This is a genomic window from Acidovorax sp. ST3 (genome assembly GCF_003231145.1).
Taxonomy (GTDB): Bacteria; Pseudomonadota; Gammaproteobacteria; order Burkholderiales; family Burkholderiaceae_C; genus Acidovorax.
In genome coordinates this window covers 1-548 of record NZ_QKVP01000116.1, presented here as the reverse complement: position 1 = coordinate 548, position 548 = coordinate 1, and the positions used below count along the sequence as shown (strand labels likewise).

Genomic DNA, 548 nt, shown 5'->3' with positions numbered 1-548 from the left:
ACAAGCGCGTCATGACCGGTCCCTGCGGCCGGTCGGCGCGGCGCGCGGCCGCCAACGTCTCGGTGCTGCCGGGCAGGTGACGATTGGCCAGCGACCGCAGGCGGCCATCGCGCAACTCGTCTTCCACCAGGAAGCGCGGCATGTGGCCCCAGCCCAGGCCCTGCAGGATGATCTCCTTCTTCATCAGTTGGTCGGCCACGGTGCACTGACGCGCCCCCTCCACCATGAAGTAATCGCGCGCCGGCGTGTGGCGGGCGGTGTCGCGCATGACGCATTGGGTGTAGTCGCGCAGGTGCTCGGGCCGCAACGCGCGCGGGGCCGACGGCAGATAGCCGGGTGCGGCCACCGGCACGAATGGCACGCTGCCCAGTTCCAGGCATTCGACGCGCGCCTCGCCCCGCTCCACGCGGTGCAGGATCAGGTCGGCATCGCCGTCCAGCAGCCGTTCCCACGGCCCGGTCACGGCCTCGAAGTGCAGGTTCAGGCGCGTGGCCGGCCATTGCGCGAAGAACTGGCCCAACAGTCCCAGCAGCAGCGGGCGTGGACAG

At 70.8% G+C, this 548-nt stretch carries 1 protein-coding gene; it reads right to left on the bottom strand.

Going from position 1 to position 548, the window contains the following annotated elements; translation table 11 throughout:
• Positions 1-548, bottom strand: a 548-nt coding sequence (locus tag DNK89_RS23875; protein WP_203422579.1) for a substrate-binding domain-containing protein, incomplete at both ends; no start/stop codon positions are given.